Genomic DNA, 12,255 nt, shown 5'->3' with positions numbered 1-12,255 from the left:
GGAAGGTGCTGAAGCATTCTAGCAGTACCGTTGCTTATGCCACCTACGCTCCGCTGTTGGATGCCGTCGTTGAGGTATTGCCCGCAGGGGTTGAAGTCTTGTTTTTGGCAGACCGAGGCTTTGCTGACGTAGAGTTATTCAAACACCTGCATCGTTTGGGCTGGCACTACCGGATTCGGGTCAAGTCCAACTTTCTGGTGTATCGCGGTCAGCAGGGTACACCCATCTCGTTTTACCCCCTATCGACCAGTCATGCCCTGTTTCTGCATCAAGTCAAGATCACTAAAGCTCGCTATGGGCTGGTGCATCTAGCCTTAGCTCATCACTATCCCAGTCGGGAACGTTGGTATGTCGTTAGTGACCAACCCACTACGACCGAAACCTTTGTTGAATACGGCTTGAGGTTGGATATTGAGGAGAACTTTTTGGATGATAAGTCCAACGGTTTTCAACTTGAATCCTCCCACATCCGTTCTGCTGCCATGCTCTCACGCTTGTGCTTGGTACTCGCCGTTGCCACTCTCTATTTGACCAGTGCGGGCACAGCAGCGGTGGAGCGAGGTGAGCGTCGTCAGGTTGACCCGCATTGGTTTCGGGGCAGTAGCTATTTCAAGATTGGCTGGCATTGGATTCGCAAAGCCCTCGTGCAAGGTTGGGGACTGCCCACGACTCTGGCGCTCAAATCTGCCCTTGACCCTGCTCCCTGCATTTCGTCTAAATCTCAAGCGGCACAGCAACAACCGCTCTATTTCAGATGCACGACTGTTGATTGTGCGATTTCTCTGGAACAAAGTCTCAGCACTGCTTAGAAGGCTAGAGTCGAAAAGATGTGTCAGTCAACCAGGGCTTACACCTAAAACTGAAAAAGTTATTTTCAACTCTGCAACTCAATTGCGTTAGCTATCGTGACTTGGGCTTTGTCGATCCCGTGCAGATTCAACTAAGCGACCGAGGAACATTTAACCAGCTTTTCTATCTATGATTGAAGCCTGTAGTAAACGTGAAACGCTTTGGCATCTGATTCAACATCTCGAGAACCGCTGCAAAAATTGCGATCGCTGACGATTGCCTGGAGTCTTGTTGTTTTGACTGCTACTGCTGATGTTGCGATTGGCGCATGGAGCCACAGCCTAGCGCTGTTTGCCGACTCTGGACATCTGTTTGCGGATGCAGCCACCTTTGGGCTATCGGTGATTGCAGCATGGTGGGCTTGCAAAAAACAGCCTGCGACAGGCACCTCTCGCTTGGAAGCGATCGCCGCGCTGGTCAATGGTTTGGGATTGCTAGGCATTTCGGCAGAGTTGCTGTGGGAGGGTTTGCATCGCCTGGGTGAAGCGGCTCCAGAGATTTTAAGTGTGCCATGGTCGCTATGGCAGGATTTAGCCTGGTTGCTAATGTGATCAATGTGCGGTTGCTGCATGGGCACAGCCACCAAGATCTGAACGTGCAGGGTGTGTTTTTACACTTGCTAGGCGATTTGTTTAGTTCAATCGGCGTGCTGCTAGCCGCGATCGCCGTTTGGCTCTGGCACTGGACTTGGGCAGATGTCGCCGTTAGTTTAGTGGTTGCCCTTATCGTCGGCGGAAGTGCTTTTCCTTTAATTCGTCGCAGTCTGCACTTGCTCAAGAGAGGAAACGCAAGCGCTGACCTGAATCCAATCGTCCCAGCCCAATGTATCTGCTGCACGCCTGCTGAAATTCAAAAACTTTTGCAGCCCACCCTAGAAGAATTGATCTAGCTGTGCAAGAGTTCTACTGTACTCATCAAGACGCTTCAGCCCTTATTGTGCAAATCCAGCTATAGCCAGATTTAATGAATTCTTTCTTAAAAGACGCTATAGGTAGAGTAGGTTAAAGTATTCCCAGCAGCAGCGAAGCAGAGTTCGCTAGGATGGAGCAGTATGGGAACAGTGAGAACAATGGCACGAGGCGGGGTTGGCATTCGGACGGCTCAAACTCGATCGGAACGGTTGACTGGGCAAATTCATGTCTACGACGGTGCCGGAAAGGGTAAATCTCAAGCGGCATTGGGAGTAGTGCTGCGATCAATTGGCTTAGGCATTCACAGCGATTTGCAAACCCGTGTGCTGTTGCTGCGCTTTTCTCAAAGGTCCAGGACGCACTTATGATGAAGATTGCCGCGATCGAAGCTTTGCAACGCGGCTTTCCTCACTTAATTGATCAGGTTCGCACCGGACGGGCTGAGTTTTTTGGAGGCCGACCAAATCCACCCGCTTCGACAAGCTAGAAGCGCAGCGCGGTTGGGATGTTGCAAAAGGCGCGATCGCGTCTGGTTTATATTCTGTCGTGGTGCTAGACGAGTTGAACCCCGTCCTCGATTTAGGCTTGCTGCCTGTGGATGAAGTGGCTAGCACGCTTCAGCGTAAACCTGACCATATGGAAGTGATTGCCACCGGACGTGCAGCCCCTCAAACCCTACTTGATATTGCTGATTTGCACTCAGAAATGCGCCCCATTACACTCCAAAGCCCAGAACAACGGAATTGAGGGCATTGAAATCTACACTGGCGAGGGGAAAGGCAAATCTACTAGCGCCTTGGCAAAGCACTACAGGCGATCGGGCGCGGCATCAGTCAGGATAAATCTCATCGGGTGCTGATCATGCAATGGCTGAAGGGTGGCTCAGGCTACACCGAGGATGCAGCGATCGCCGCCCTGCGCCAAAGTTATCCCAACCTGGTGGATCATCAGCGCTGCGGACGCGATGCCATCGTTTGGCGGGGGCAGCAGCAAGAATTGGACTATGTGGAAGCCGAGCGGGGTTGGGAAATTGCCAGAGCCGCGATCGCCTCTGGACTTTATAAAACCCTGATTTTGGATGAACTCAATCCTACTGTCGATCTCGAACTGTTGCCCGAAGAACCGATCATGCAAGCCCTGCTTCGCAAACCACGTGATACTGAAATCATCATCACTGGGCGCTGCAAGAATTTGCCTGCTTACTTTGATCTAGCAAGCGTTCACTCTGAAATGATTTGCCACAAACACTACGCCGAAAAAGGCGTAGACCTGAAGCGGGGCGTAGACTTTTAAAGCACTTTTAAGCTAATTCACTTTCGTGCCAAGTTTGGCGTAGTGCATCATCAGTTTTGCCAGGGCATCTAGATCAATCGGCTTAGAAATATAATCGTCAGCTCCAGATTCTAAACAAACCGCGCGATCGCCCTTCATTGCCATTGCCGTTTGAGTGATTACTGGAATGGTCTGATAGCGAGGATGATGCTTCAGTTGACGAGTCAGGACAAGTCCATCTGCGTCAGGCAAATGCACATCCATCAAAATGACCGCAGGCAGCGATCGCTCCAGCGCACTCCACATTTCCATGCCATCTTTTGCCCAAGTGACCTCATAGCCCAAACGGCTCAAATAAGTCAGCATCAGTTTTGCATTCGGAATATTGTCTTCCACCACTAACACTCGGTTAAATGCAAGATCTTGCTGAGTAAACTCCTCCGCAAGCAGAGCGATTGAGTCTGGGTCGTCATCCGGTAGAGCGACCGCGCTAGTTCTATCGCTTTCTTTCACCGTTTCTGAAATCACCTGTTTAGCCACGATTCCCTGGCGAGCCAGTTTTGGACTGGGTTTCGCGTGAGCAGATGGAGGCACTTTATGATTCGCCTCGGCATCACACCGCTCAAAATCCTCTGCTAACCCAATTGGACTGAGCGGTAGCACCACCGTGAACCGAGACCCTTGATTTAGTTCTGAACAAACTTCAACCCGTCCACCGTGAAGCTCGGCTAGCTTTTGAGTCAGCACTAACCCCAGTCCGGTTCCTTCGCTGCGCTCTACTGCGACGTTGGCGATCTGCGAGTAAGGTTTGAACAGCAGGCTCTGCTGTTCGGGTGAAATTCCAGTGCCGCTATCCCACACGGTAAAGTGAATGTGATCCTTTGTGGTCATCACTTGCAGCCCAACTGAGCCTCGAAGCGTAAACTTGACTGCATTAGACAACAGATTAAACAGCATTTGCTTGAGCCGTAAGCCGTCTCCCCCAACTGTTTTCAGATTTGGCTGCAACTCTAACTGCACACTCAAGCCCTTATCACTTGCTTTCTCGCGCACCAAGGTCAGGCAAATTTTACAAAGTTCCTCAATATTGATCGTTTCCCATTGCAAGGTCATTTGATTGGCTTCAATTTTGGACAAATCCAAAATGTCGTTAATCAGTGCCAATAGGTGCCGACCGCTACTCAAAATTATTCTGAGATATTCCTGGTGGCGCAAATTCAGCGGGTCGAAGCCCTGTTGCTGCAAAAGATGGGTAAATCCAAGAATGGAGCTGAGGGGTGTACGAATTTCGTGGCTGGTATTGGCAAGAAACTCACTTTTTAGCTGATTAGCTTGCTCAAGTTCTTGATTTTTTGTTAGTAGAGTTTGGTAGCGCTGACGCTGGCTAGCAATCAGTCTAATCTGGTGCAGCGCACCTACACACTGTTGAGCGATGCGCTCAAGTGTTTCAGGGGAACAGCGTAGCTGAGGCGACTCATCTGGATTGCTTAGATCATCAGTTGAATGACCAATCAGCAGCCATGCTTCACACTGCGATCCGCGAATTTCATAGAGACGATACGGGTGCCCTGAGGAATCAACGCACTGCTGCAACTTAGCGAAGTCAGATCGGCTAATTGGCTGTCCTTGCTTCAAAGCAATTTCTTTGCCTTTCGACAACTGCCATGTCATTAACTGCGATCGCCCATATCCGGCAACATAGGCTAGCGTCAATTCGGCTTTAGGGTGATGGGTCAATGGCAGCGCGATCGCGACGGGTGTTTCTAACAGGCGACTCAACTCAGAGGCAACCCGTTGAAAAAGCGCCAATTCCGCTTGGTCTACACTTTCCTGCGGGACTGTCTTTTCATTCTCTAAATAAGCAGTTACAAACTCAGATATCCGCTGTCCTAGCGAAGCTACACAACGTTCATTCCAAAGCTGAAGCTCTAGTGACATAGAGTCTTTTGATTGCGTAGAGGCTTTGATTTGAGAAACTTTAGACGAAGAACAAGGCATAAAAGAGACTGTTCTAATCTGTGCAATCGCCACCAATCCATATCAGCTGAACCATGACACTACCGATTTGATCCAATCTAAAACAGAGGCCTTGTGACACTTTAAGCGTTGGGTCAATCCAACCTAAGACACATCTGAGACCCACTATGCGTTGGCAATCGGCAATATATGTGGAGCAAGAGCAAGGCGGCAAGTATCTTACGATTTTAGTTTAACTCCGTATATCTTCGTATATCTACTGCTTCAACCTCATTGAGGCTTCACAGGATAATGAAGAATCACTGAATCCAACCTATCGCACTCCGCACTCAAAACTGTGCCCTCCCCTGCTATATCATTAGCAATGCTTTGTCATTTGCCAGATTTGGTTTTTTTGATGTCTCATCCTACTTCTGTTGCGATCGCGGTTCCTGCCACCACCGCCAATATCGGACCCGGCTTTGACTGTTTGGGTGCGGCTCTGACGCTCTATAACTCCTTCACATTTTCGCTGTTATCTAGCCCACCGGCGGTTGTGATCACCGCAACGGGCACAGAAGCAGCACGGGTTTCAACAGATGAATCAAATCTGGCATACAAAGCGTTTGCCAAACTCTATGAACAGATTGGGCAATCAGTGCCCTCCGTAAAAATTGACATTCAACTAGGAGTGCCACTGGCAAGGGGTTTAGGAAGTTCGGCAACGGCGATCGCCGCGGGAATGTTGGGGGCAAATATTTTGGCAGGGTCACCGCTGAGCCTGGAAGCCGTGGTGAAACTAGCGGTAGATATTGAAGGACATCCCGATAATGTGGTGCCAGCATTGATGGGAGGGTGTCGCTTGGCAGCAAAGGGAGTGAATGACGAATGGCAAATTTGCGACATTCCTTGGCATCCCAGCATTACCGCAATCGCTGCTATTCCCAACTTTGAGCTATCCACTGCGGAGGCGCGCCGTGTTCTTCCTACTAGCTATAGTCGGGCGGATGCTATTTTCAACACGGCTCATTTAGGTTTATTGCTGCGCGGCTTAGAAACAGGAAACGCCGACTGGCTGCAAGCCGCTTTGCAAGATCGAATTCATCAACCCTATCGGCAAGCGCTGATTCCGGGTTACGAAGCAGTGCATCAAGCGGCGATCGCCGCAGGTGCCTATGGATTAGTGATTAGCGGCGCAGGACCAACTCTGTTAGCACTGGCGGAGGTGACCCAAGCAGAACAGGTGCAAGCCGCGATCGCCACTGCCTGGAAAGATCAAACCATTGACGCGACTGTCCAAGTTCTGCAAATTGATCACAAGGGCGCGATCGCCCAGTTTTAACTGTCGTAATATCCCAACAAAAAGCCCCCAGCTTGTGGCTGAGGGCGACAATCAGGGTGCATCTACCACTCCACTATTCCGAGTTCCTACGCTCTATCCGGAAAACTCCGAAAACTTTCTAAAAACTCTGCGCCAGCATTGCACACTCGACCCTTGCTGATATGATGTGCCCTGTGAATGAACTGAGTCTTAGTGCTACACCACAAAACTCTTATGCAAAGGGTTTGGGGGGCTGAGTCCTCCAAGGAGCGGGGGAAGTCTCCCGGCACAGACTCTTAACATCGAGATATGGATACACGGTAGGTGTAATAACAGGGAGTATTTTAACCGTGATTTCTTTACAAGCGAATCAGGTTCACACGGCTGAAATTCAATCAGAGTACCGTTGTAGCCGATCTTTAGATGTGTTCGATTCGCCAGCGTTAGAGCGGTTGGCAACTCAAGCAGCGGTTGGCAGACATCTGCGAACTTCCACAGTGCTGGAACAATTGGCTGCTGATCAGAGCACAGCCGCAATCGCCGTTTGCCTGTGTGAAGATGACTATCCCGGCTGGATTTCAATGGCAGATCTTGCCTATTTAGAGAAAGCAGTTCATCCCTATCAGCCAATCTCGCTCTCTACAACAGAGATTCAAGCGAGAGTTCCAGCCGCGATCGCCTTTACTCAGGCAGCAAAAGATCAGCCCAACCATTATCTCTGGGGCGGCACAGTGGCACCCAACTACGATTGCTCTGGCTTGATGCAAGCCGCCTTTGCATCGGTGGGCGTGTGGCTGCCGAGAGATGCTTACCAGCAAGAAGCATTTACTCAAGCGATCGCGGTTTCAGAGTTGCAACCCGGCGATCTGATCTTTTTTGGCACTCCCCAAAAAGCCACCCATGTTGGACTGTACCTGGGCGACAACCACTATATTCACAGTTCCGGCAAAGATCAGGGGCACAATGGCATCGCGATCGATGTCTTATCAGATCAAGCAAGCCGCATCGGTCAAACCTACTATGCTCAGTTGCGGGGAGCCGGACGCATCGTTGCCACCTATCAACCCAGCCAAACCCTGTAGAATCAGATCGCGTCTTCTCACCCTCAATGCACCCTAACGTTTCAATTCCGCATGACATTCACTGTTGAAAACAGCAAATTGTGGGCATCATCCCTCCAGCCTCAGGTCTCTATCGTCGTCCCGATTCATAATGAATACGAAAATCTGCCCCATTTATTAGAGGCGATTTCTGCCACGCTGATCACTGCCAACATCAGCTACGAAATCTTGTGTATTGACGATGGCTCTACCGATGGTTCCGCTGATCGGCTGAAGCAAATTGCCAGCGATCGCACCGATCTTCGCAGTGTGATTCTGCGGCGTAACTATGGGCAAACCGCCGCAATGGCAGCAGGGTTTAGCCACGCCAAAGGGCAAATCATCGTGACGATGGATGGAGATTTGCAAAATGATCCGGCGGATATTCCCATCCTGCTTAGCAAACTGAGCGAAGGCTATGACCTGGTCAGCGGTTGGCGTAAAAATCGGCAGGATGCCACGGTCACTCGGTTAATTCCATCTCAAATTGCTAATTGGCTAATCGCCCAAGTGACCGGGGTCAAGGTTCACGATTATGGCTGCTCTCTCAAAGCCTATCGCTCAGAACTGATCGCCGATATGAATCTCTATGGTGAGTTGCACCGCTTTTTGCCCGCACTGGCATTTATTGAAGGTGCGCGGATTGCCGAAATTCCAGTACGCCATCATCCCCGGCAGTTTGGCAAAAGCAAATACGGACTCGATCGCACGATTCGCGTCATCATGGATTTGATAACCGTTTTCTTTATGCGTAAGTTTTTGACGCGCCCGATGCATGTGTTCGGTTCCATGGGCGTGTTATCGATCTTTTTAGGAACGGTAATTGGTTTGTATCTCACCACCCTAAAGCTCAGCTTTGGGGAAAGCATTAACCGTCCCCTGCTGATTTTAGTCGTCGTATTGATTTTGACAGGAGTACAGTTGTTTTGCTTTGGGCTATTGGCAGAACTGCTAATGCGAACCTATCACGAATCGCAAGGACGACCGATTTATCGAGTACGAGAAGTGATTGAGCCAGGACAAGAAAAAGGCGATCTCTAGGAAAGTGCGGCGTTGGGAGGAGGGCTTTGCACCCACTTGCCCCTTAGTCCCTGCCACTTACCGTGATTAGTCTTCTGGCAGCACCCATTTGGGCGGCTCCGTCATTTTTTTCATGCGGGCTGACTCGGCAATTTCCAGCAATTTATCCAGCGATGTTTCATTCACAAAACTCACCGCTTTCGATTTGTACTCCAGGTTAGGGCACTTGTCACCCAGCACGCAGCCGTTGATACAGGCTACAGCGCAGTTAATCGTAGTGTTCTCCATCTCAAACTCAGCTTGTTAAAAATTAGTGTTCAGATGTTATTTTACCGCTCTCGTTTTCAACTTTTGTCTTTGGGCTGGAGTCTAAGTGGGTTAATCCAGGACAGTTGCTTCAGATTGAATAGCGCGATTGCAGAGACTAGGACTTTGCGATCGTCTTTGTGCGTTGAAATGATCTGTCCTTGCGAGAACACTACCCGCAGCCTGCCTTGGAATGGATTTGGAAAAAGGGAACTAGGTTGAGAACCGTACAGACGCTCAATATGCGATTGTGGTCTACTACAAATCTATAGTTTTAGCTACTGTCATGAGTCAGGTTTAGCATTTTGCTTTGAACTAGAAAAATTGCTTCTTGGCAATGAGGGCTAAAGCGTTAATACGCTTCCTTATGTTGTCAGTTGTTTTTTCTCAACTCGATTTCACTAGGAATAATTTCTATGCCTGTGTCTCAATCTGATGGTGTGGCTGCAAATTGGTTATTGAAAGCACTGCCGCCTGAAGATTACCAACGTCTCCTTCCTCACTTAGAGTGGGTTTCATTGCCCCTTCATCAGGTGATTTACGAAGCAAATAACGCCATTCAATACGTCTATTTTCCAATTGGCGCGATGATTTCTTTAGTTTCCACCTTGCTGAATGGTTCAACGATCGAAGTCGGCATCATAGGACACAAGGGCATGGCGGGGATTTCAGTGATTTTGAGCGGCACAACCGGAACTCATCGCGCCTTGGTTCAAGTTGCAGGCGATGCACTTCGACTTGAGGCAACGGTGTTGCAAGCAGAGTTTGGCGAGGGAGGCAGCCTGCAAAAGATATTGTTGCGCTATGTGCAAGCACTATTAGTGCAAACCTCGCAATCGGTGGCTTGTAATCGCTTTCACACAACCGAAAAACGCTTGGCGCGGTGGCTGCTATTAGTCGCTGATGCCGTTTCCAAGGAGGAGTTTTTGCTCACTCAAGAATTTATTGGTCAAATGCTGGGTGTGCGTCGGGCAGGAGTGACGGTGGCAGCAGGCAACCTAGCTCAATTAGGACTGATCCGCTACACGCGCGGCAAGATTGAGGTTGTGAGCCGACATGGACTGGAGGACTTTTCCTGCGAGTGTTATGGCGTGATCAGAAACGAATTCTCTCGAATGCTGAGGCTATAGCCTCAGCATTCGAGAGAATAACCAAAAGTCAACTCGTTTGTTTAAGATCGTACTGACTTCTTTGTATGAGAAATGTTACTCTTCTTTACAAGAAAAGCTTTACTGAGTTGCTTCTAGAGCCGTAATTAATTCAAACCTGTGTTTGCTAGGGAGAGCGCAGGGATGAGCTTGCAGATTTCAAAACTCGTTTGCTTCGATTCAAAATTCAAATACGCATTTGGGATTTTGTGATTAGAGAACTCATCATGGAAGGATACGTGCAGGATCAGTCTTTGGATCTCACTGGGCTAAAGATTCTGATTGTTGACGATGATCCAGACACCCAACTTCTGTTTACCTGTCTCTTAGAAAGTATCGGAGCGGTGGTGGCAGTAGTTGCTTCGGCGTGCGAAGCCTTCACTCTCCTCACCCAGTTCACGCCCGATGTTTTGGTCAGCGATATTGCTCTCCCCAATGAAGATGGCTATATCTTCATTCGCAAGCTTAGAGCCTTAGAAGCGAAGTCTAATCAATTTCTGCCTGCCATTGCTGTTTCAGCTTACATCCAGGGAAACGACGATTTACTGGCTGCAGCCGCAGGCTTTCAAAGGTGGCTCTCTAAACCCGTTGACCTTGATTACTTGATCCGCACGATCGCCGAAGTAGTGCCGCATAAAACTGGCGATCGCTGCGGAAGTAGTAGAGAGAATAAGACTGAAGTCTGGTCATAACTATCCTGAAACGAAGTAGCGATCGCTGTGAATAGTAAGCAGAGTTTGCTGCCATTTGATCATGCTTGATTCGTTAGTACTTGCCTCCCAAATTCCTGATAAAACCAACACCAGCGTTCCAAAAGACGAACTTCGCACCCATCATCAAGCAGTGCAAGCTGAAAAGCAGCGGTTGAATCAAATCTTGCTGAGGTTGCGATCTCACAGTCGCCCAGAATCGATCTCCTCCACAAAATTTTCTTCAGTGGCCGTGCCGAGGTCGGGAAGCCAGCTTTATTCTCAGCGGGTCGCCGCAGTCAGCACCGGGCATCTCTACACTCACTTACCACCCAACAGCTTTCAATCTAGTTGGAGCAATGCCACCCAACAACCGACTTACGAGCAGTGGCGCACTTTGATGAAACGGGAAGCCGCGATCGCTGCCAAAGCAACTCAACGCACTGGTGTATTATTGGGCGACTCTTTGAGCCTGTGGTTTCCTAGCGATCGCTTGCCGCAACCCCAAACGTGGCTGAACCAATCTATTTCAGGCGACACCACGCACGGCATTCTCCGCCGTTTGTCTGATTTTGCGGCAACTCGTCCCCGTGTCGTTTATCTCATGGCAGGCATCAACGACCTGAAACAGGGAGCCACCGACAACGAAATTTTGTGGAATGTGCGCCAGATTATTACTCAACTTCGGCGAACCCAGCCTCAAGCGAATTTGATTGTGCAGTCAGTGCTGCCAACCCGCTCGGTGATTGCATCCAGCGATCGCATCGCCCAACTCAATCGCCAACTCAGGGCACTTTCCACCCGCAGCGGAGCCTATTTTCTCGATCTCTCTAGTCAGATGGCAGATACCAACGGCAATTTGCGACAAGAGCTGACCACCGATGGATTGCACCTCAACGCTAAAGGATACGCCGCCTGGCAATCGATCTTGCTGAAGGCTGATGGCGCGATCGCAACTCGCTAAAGATGCGCTAGGATTCCTCCATGGCGTTTTCTCTGCAAAATTTTATAAGCAAACTCCCCACGACAGTGAGTGGGACGATCGCGATCGCGTATCTCCTCCATCCCACCATTGCCATCGCAGAGCCGATTATTAAAACTTCTAGCACGTTAGAACAGCAAGCCGAAGAAGTCGCTGCATTGCTAGTAGGCAAAATGGATACCTCAGCCCAAGCGATCGCCAATCCTAAAGCGCCCAACGTACAAATGACAACCTGCCGGATCGGGTTAGTCGCTCAGGCTGAACCGCAGTCCATTTTTTTATATCAAGAACAGGCAATGTCTACGTCGCTTGACAAACCATATCGTCAGCGATTTTTGGAAATTTCGCCCAGTTCCCTTAGCCAAAGTGTGCGATCGCGCTCTTTTAAGCCCACTGACCCAACTCGCTGGGCTGGATTGTGCGATCGCACATCAGACAGCATAGAGCGAACTGTCAACCTTAGCGATCTGGGCACTCCTGTTTGCAACGTCTTCCTCAAACAGGTCGGCACGGGCTACATGGGCAACACGCCGGTCGATGGCTGTCCCGCCAAAGTACGAGGAGCCGTTCGTATCACTAACCACATCGAACTCGCTCCTGCCAGCATGAATACTTGGGATCGCGGCTTCGATGCTCAAGGCAAACAAGTTTGGGGCGCAAAAACCGAAGCCTACCACTTCCGTCGCCAATAAAGTCTGTGC

13 protein-coding genes and 2 pseudogenes are annotated in these 12,255 nt (G+C 49.7%); 13 read left to right on the top strand and 2 right to left on the bottom strand.

What is annotated here, in order from left to right:
• The 6 genes and pseudogenes from JOY44_RS29215 to JOY44_RS32715 form a co-directional block, all read left to right on the top strand.
• On the top strand, nucleotides 1–809 hold an 809-nt coding region (locus JOY44_RS29215), incomplete at its 5' end, for a transposase (protein WP_171576916.1).
• A gap of 201 nt (nucleotides 810–1,010) precedes the next feature.
• Nucleotides 1,011–1,738: pseudogene (locus JOY44_RS33165) on the top strand (cation diffusion facilitator family transporter).
• Nucleotides 1,739–1,900: 162 nt separating this feature from the next.
• Complete coding sequence (locus JOY44_RS32730; RefSeq protein ID WP_197985793.1) at nucleotides 1,901–2,128, top strand: cob(I)yrinic acid a,c-diamide adenosyltransferase; 228 nt, start codon at nucleotides 1,901–1,903, stop codon at nucleotides 2,126–2,128.
• Nucleotides 2,125–2,247: a hypothetical protein gene (locus tag JOY44_RS32725; protein WP_322091359.1), complete on the top strand. Its 123-nt coding sequence runs from the start codon at nucleotides 2,125–2,127 to the stop codon at nucleotides 2,245–2,247. The genes JOY44_RS32730 and JOY44_RS32725 overlap by 4 nt, the downstream gene beginning before the upstream one ends.
• Before the next feature lie 32 nt (nucleotides 2,248–2,279).
• A pseudogene (locus JOY44_RS32720) lies at nucleotides 2,280–2,507 on the top strand (cob(I)yrinic acid a,c-diamide adenosyltransferase); the annotation flags it as partial.
• A gap of 105 nt (nucleotides 2,508–2,612) precedes the next feature.
• Complete coding sequence (locus JOY44_RS32715) at nucleotides 2,613–3,053, top strand: cob(I)yrinic acid a,c-diamide adenosyltransferase (RefSeq protein WP_415881149.1); 441 nt, start codon at nucleotides 2,613–2,615, stop codon at nucleotides 3,051–3,053.
• A 12-nt stretch (nucleotides 3,054–3,065) separates the two neighbouring features.
• Here JOY44_RS32715 and JOY44_RS29195 read toward each other — a convergent pair whose 3' ends face one another.
• Complete coding sequence (locus JOY44_RS29195) at nucleotides 3,066–4,970, bottom strand: ATP-binding protein (protein WP_197984868.1); 1,905 nt, start codon at nucleotides 4,968–4,970, stop codon at nucleotides 3,066–3,068.
• A 436-nt stretch (nucleotides 4,971–5,406) separates the two neighbouring features.
• Between JOY44_RS29195 and thrB the strand changes: the two genes are divergently transcribed.
• The 3 genes from thrB (at nucleotide 5,407) to JOY44_RS29180 (ending at nucleotide 8,450) form a co-directional block, all read left to right on the top strand.
• A complete protein-coding gene (thrB, locus tag JOY44_RS29190; protein ID WP_171571976.1) occupies nucleotides 5,407–6,330 on the top strand; it encodes a homoserine kinase in 924 nt (307 codons plus the stop codon).
• Nucleotides 6,331–6,659: 329 nt separating this feature from the next.
• Nucleotides 6,660–7,391, top strand: a complete 732-nt coding sequence (locus tag JOY44_RS29185) for a C40 family peptidase (protein ID WP_197984867.1) — start codon at nucleotides 6,660–6,662, stop codon at nucleotides 7,389–7,391.
• A gap of 51 nt (nucleotides 7,392–7,442) precedes the next feature.
• Complete coding sequence (locus JOY44_RS29180) at nucleotides 7,443–8,450, top strand: glycosyltransferase family 2 protein (RefSeq protein WP_171571975.1); 1,008 nt, start codon at nucleotides 7,443–7,445, stop codon at nucleotides 8,448–8,450.
• A gap of 66 nt (nucleotides 8,451–8,516) precedes the next feature.
• Here the strand turns inward: JOY44_RS29180 and JOY44_RS29175 are convergent, their stop codons facing one another.
• A complete protein-coding gene (locus JOY44_RS29175; protein ID WP_171571974.1) occupies nucleotides 8,517–8,717 on the bottom strand; it encodes a hypothetical protein in 201 nt (66 codons plus the stop codon).
• A gap of 434 nt (nucleotides 8,718–9,151) precedes the next feature.
• On the opposite strand from JOY44_RS29175, the gene JOY44_RS29170 reads away from it, so the two are divergent.
• The 4 genes from JOY44_RS29170 to JOY44_RS29155 all read left to right on the top strand — a co-directional run bounded on the left by JOY44_RS29170 (nucleotide 9,152) and on the right by JOY44_RS29155 (nucleotide 12,246).
• The gene (locus tag JOY44_RS29170) at nucleotides 9,152–9,865 is read left to right on the top strand and encodes a Crp/Fnr family transcriptional regulator (RefSeq protein WP_171571973.1); all 714 of its coding nucleotides are present in this window, start codon (nucleotides 9,152–9,154) and stop codon (nucleotides 9,863–9,865) included.
• A 245-nt stretch (nucleotides 9,866–10,110) separates the two neighbouring features.
• Nucleotides 10,111–10,575 carry a response regulator gene (locus tag JOY44_RS29165; RefSeq protein WP_171571972.1) on the top strand — a complete coding sequence of 155 codons (465 nt, stop codon included), beginning with the start codon at nucleotides 10,111–10,113 and terminating at the stop codon, nucleotides 10,573–10,575.
• Nucleotides 10,576–10,636: 61 nt separating this feature from the next.
• Nucleotides 10,637–11,536, top strand: a complete 900-nt coding sequence (locus JOY44_RS29160) for a GDSL-type esterase/lipase family protein (protein ID WP_171571971.1) — start codon at nucleotides 10,637–10,639, stop codon at nucleotides 11,534–11,536.
• Between the two features lie 20 nt (nucleotides 11,537–11,556).
• Complete coding sequence (locus tag JOY44_RS29155) at nucleotides 11,557–12,246, top strand: chromophore lyase CpcT/CpeT (RefSeq protein WP_171571970.1); 690 nt, start codon at nucleotides 11,557–11,559, stop codon at nucleotides 12,244–12,246.
• The last annotated feature ends 9 nt before the right edge of the window (nucleotides 12,247–12,255 follow it).

Origin of the sequence: Leptolyngbya sp. Cla-17 (assembly GCF_016807185.1) — a bacterium.
Taxonomy (GTDB): domain Bacteria; phylum Cyanobacteriota; class Cyanobacteriia; order Leptolyngbyales; family Leptolyngbyaceae; genus ULC077BIN1.
The sequence above is the reverse complement of the archived record's forward strand: the minus strand, read 5'-3'. Positions and strand labels throughout refer to the sequence as shown.